Source organism: uncultured Roseovarius sp. (genome assembly GCF_913054395.1).
Lineage (GTDB): Bacteria > Pseudomonadota > Alphaproteobacteria > Rhodobacterales > Rhodobacteraceae > Roseovarius.
In genome coordinates, this window is the sequence record NZ_CAJXIP010000250.1 from 1 (window position 1) to 2,925 (window position 2,925).

At 62.1% G+C, this 2,925-nt stretch carries 4 protein-coding genes and 1 pseudogene; 3 read left to right on the forward strand and 2 right to left on the reverse strand.

The annotated features are described in order from the left end of the window. Positions 1–78, reverse strand: a pseudogene (locus QZ522_RS18835) (DUF1244 domain-containing protein); the annotation flags it as partial. A 66-nt stretch (positions 79–144) separates the two neighbouring features. After that, positions 145–885 (reverse strand): N-formylglutamate amidohydrolase, encoded by a 741-nt coding sequence (locus tag QZ522_RS18840; RefSeq protein WP_294615254.1) that lies wholly within the window; start codon positions 883–885, stop codon positions 145–147. Between the two features lie 127 nt (positions 886–1,012). On the opposite strand from QZ522_RS18840, the gene pyk reads away from it, so the two are divergent. From pyk to QZ522_RS18855, 3 genes are all read left to right on the forward strand, one after another. Continuing rightward, on the forward strand, positions 1,013–2,458 hold the full coding sequence (gene pyk, locus QZ522_RS18845) for a pyruvate kinase (RefSeq protein WP_294615256.1): 1,446 nt from the start codon (positions 1,013–1,015) through the stop codon (positions 2,456–2,458). A 42-nt stretch (positions 2,459–2,500) separates the two neighbouring features. After that, on the forward strand, positions 2,501–2,725 hold the full coding sequence (locus QZ522_RS18850) for a hypothetical protein (protein ID WP_294615259.1): 225 nt from the start codon (positions 2,501–2,503) through the stop codon (positions 2,723–2,725). A gap of 132 nt (positions 2,726–2,857) precedes the next feature. Beyond that, on the forward strand, positions 2,858–2,925 hold a 68-nt coding region (locus tag QZ522_RS18855; RefSeq protein ID WP_294615262.1), incomplete at its 3' end, for a 50S ribosomal protein L35.

The following is a 2,925-nucleotide window of genomic DNA, read 5'->3' on the forward strand; positions in this document are numbered from 1 at the left end:
GGCGCGCTTTTCCATCAGGTGATGGCGCAGGGCGCGAAAGGCGGCGGCCTCAATTTCAATGCGGGTCTGGTTATCCATGGCGTTTCTCCTTGGTCTGGTGTCAAGATGTGACGGCGCGGCGCGTGGTGCAAGGGCGCGATCCGCTCAAAGCCCGGTCTGTGCCAGGACCTCTTGCAGGATCGGCGCCAGGCGGGCGGCCCAGGCCGCCTGTTGCGCCGGGGTTTCGATCAGATCGTTACGCAGTTCGATCAGGATATTCAGCCGCTCATGGGCGATGGCATGGCGCGCAATCGCGTCGCCGGGCAGATGGCCGCCGTAGGGCTCGTTCTCACCGACGCAAAGATCGGATTCGGCGTAAAGCCGCGTCAGCAAGGGGCGCGCCAGCCGCGCATCGGCGGCGTAAAGCAGGCCGATATGCCAGGGGCGCAGAGGGCCTGTTTTCAACCTCGGGGTGAAGCTGTGCATCGACACGATCACCGTATCGGAACGGCGCGCCGCCAGTTCGGCAAGGGCAGTATGATACGGCCGGTGACAGCGGTTGAGCCGCTCTTGCAGATCCTCCGGCCCTGCGTGGCGGTTGCCCGGAATGACGGTGCCGTCATAGAGCTTCATCAACAGGGTCGGGTCATCCTCGCCCCGGTTGGGATCAATCACCAGACGTGAGAAATTCGACAGGATCGCAGGCCCATCCAGCGCCGCCGCCAGCGCCCGCGACACGCCCGCAGCCCCCACATCATAGGCGATATGGCGGTTCATGTCCTCGGCCCCGAGACCAAGCGAGCCGCCATTCACGAAAGGCGGCACGGTATTGGTGGCATGATCGCAAGTCACGAGCCAGCGGCCCGGTCGCGAGGCCCCTTCTATGTCATATGGCTGATACATCATCAGGTTGGTTTTTCCTCTGAACTTCCTCTAGGACAGTTGCGACAGGATGTGAATTGCGCAATAAGGCAGGCGAAGATTTTGTTAGCGATAACAGCGGCCATATGCCGAAACAAGATAGGACAGACACATGAGACGCCACCGCAACGTCAAGATCGTAGCCACCCTTGGCCCGGCATCGTCGGATTACAAGACGATCCGCGCCCTGCACGAGGCCGGCGCAGATGTGTTCCGCCTGAACATGAGCCATGGCGCACATGAAGAGATCGCCGAGCGCCACCGCATCATCCGCCGGATCGAAGACGAACTGGACAGCCCGATCGCCATTCTGGCCGACCTTCAGGGGCCGAAACTGCGGGTCGGCACCTTTGCCAATGGCGAGGAAGAGCTAGCAGAAGGCGCGGCGTTCCGGCTTGACCTCGATGCGACCGAGGGCACGGCGGACCGGGTCTGCCTGCCGCATCCCGAGATTTTCGCAGCCCTGGAGCCGGGCGCGAACCTTCTGGTCAATGACGGCAAGATCCGACTGGCCGTCACCGATTGCGGCGCCGATTTTGCCAATTGCAGGGTGGTGACCGGCGGCACGATTTCGAATCGCAAGGGCGTCAACGTGCCCGATGTGGTGCTGCCGCTGGCGGCGCTGTCGGAGAAGGATCGCGCCGATCTCGAATTTGTTTGCGAGCTTGGTGTCGACTGGCTTGCCCTCAGCTTTGTACAGCGCCCCGAGGATGTAAACGAGGCACGAGCCCTGGCGCGGGGCCGGGCGGCGATCCTGTCCAAGATCGAGAAACCCGCCGCAGTGAAATGCTTTGACGAAATCCTCGCGGTCAGCGACGGGATCATGGTGGCGCGCGGCGATCTTGGGGTCGAACTTCCGGTACAGAACGTCCCGCCGATCCAAAAGCGGCTTGTGCGGCGGTGCCGCGCGGCGGCCAAACCGGTGATCGTTGCAACGCAGATGCTTGAATCGATGATCGAATCGCCGATGCCGACCCGCGCCGAAGTCTCGGACGTGGCCACCGCCATTTATGAGGGCGCGGATGCGATCATGCTCTCGGCGGAATCGGCGGCTGGCGATTATCCGGTCGAGGCGGTCAGCACCATGAACAACGTCGCCGTCGAAGTGGAAAGTGATCCTACCTATCGCGAGGTGATCGAGGCAAGTCGCCGCGCAGACCGTCAGACCGTCGCCGACGGCATCGTCGCCGCCGCCCGCGAAATCGCGGAAACCACCGATATCAAGGCCATCTGCTGTTACACGCAATCGGGCACAACCGGTCTTTTGACGGCACGCGAGCGCCCGCGCGTACCGATCATTGCCATGACAAGCCTGCGCGGCACAGCCCGCCGCCTTGCCCTGACCTGGGGGGTGAACTGTGTGATGACTGGCGAGCTGACCCGGTTCAAGCTTGCGGTGATCAACGCGGCCCGCGCCGCATGCGCACAGGGCTATACCGAAGAAACCGATCAGATCCTGGTCATCGCAGGCGTGCCGTTCAACGTGCCGGGCACCACCAACATCCTGCGCGTGGCCCCCTGTCAGGAAAGTTTGATTTACGCCACCGATCCGGGCTAAACTCGCTCAGTTTTATTTTTATGTTTGTATCGGAGGTGTTGAATGGATCCAGATTTAGCTATGTTGATTGGCCTTGTGCTTGGCGTGTTCACCGTACCATCGATCATGTCGGCCATCTCTGACGGGCGCGCGCCCCGCGTTGCCGCCTTTACCGGAATCGCGGCAGGCACCCTTGTCCTGTGGGCCGTCTCGAACAAGCCTGGCGGATACGACCTGAGCGATCTGCCTGACATTCTTGTGCGGGTGATCGCGCGCTATCTGGGCTGAAGCCGATCAAACTGCACCAAGACCCCTTGCGAATTCACTGCGGGGCGCGTATACGGCGCCTCTCAATGCGCGACCGGCCGAAAGTGGCATGCCGAGTCGCGCCTGTACCGTCCGAATTAAGAGGAGCCGGAAATGCCCAAGATGAAGACCAAGTCGAGCTGCAAAAAGCGGTTCAAAGTGACGGCCAGCGGCCGCGTCGT